The 613-nt window shown below is 43.4% G+C and carries 1 protein-coding gene and 1 pseudogene; one reads left to right on the forward strand and one right to left on the reverse strand.

The features are described 5' to 3' along the window. The coding region (locus R7Q11_RS27575; protein WP_225467157.1) for a TetR/AcrR family transcriptional regulator at positions 1–358 on the reverse strand (358 nt) is incomplete at its 3' end. A 45-nt stretch (positions 359–403) separates the two neighbouring features. Here R7Q11_RS27575 and R7Q11_RS27580 point away from each other — a divergent pair. Beyond that, positions 404–613 (forward strand): annotated as a pseudogene (locus R7Q11_RS27580) (dihydrofolate reductase); the annotation flags it as partial.

Genomic DNA, 613 nt, shown 5'->3' on the forward strand with positions numbered 1-613 from the left:
GAGCAGGTCCGTGGGATGTCATGCTCAACATAGTTTGCAACAGCCCGTTATACTCACGCAGCAGCTCAATATAACTAGCGCACAGGTGTTTGAGTTCGTTTTGCCAATCTTCATTCGCTTGCGGTTGATAAATGTCTTCCACCAGTGATGTCGTTAACGCTTCAAGCAAAGCATTTTTGTTTTTGAAGTAGTAATAGATCGCCATAGGATCCACATCCAATTGGGTCGCTAGCAGACGAACACTTGGTATCTTTCCGTCCTTTTTCATCAATAATTTAGCCGACTCTAGGATGCTTTCTGCACTCAGTTGTGACTGCTTTGCGGTCGGTCTTCCGCGTTTCTTTTCGTTGACAGACATTTGATCTTCTCGATAAACTCAGAGTTATTCTACATTGTAGAATTAATTTTAAACCAACCTTTAACTTGGCTCAAGCATCACCATTTTGATGAGGTACTAATGGCAAATATCGTATTTATTGCAACCAGTCTGGACGGTTACATCGCAGATAAGCAAGGCAAGCTCGACTGGCTACAATCCGTACCAAATCCAGACAACATTGATACTGGCTTCGTCCCACTAATGGAGCGTATAGATGGCTTGGTAAGGGGTCGT

The sequence above is a fragment of the Vibrio sp. 970 genome (assembly GCF_033339075.1).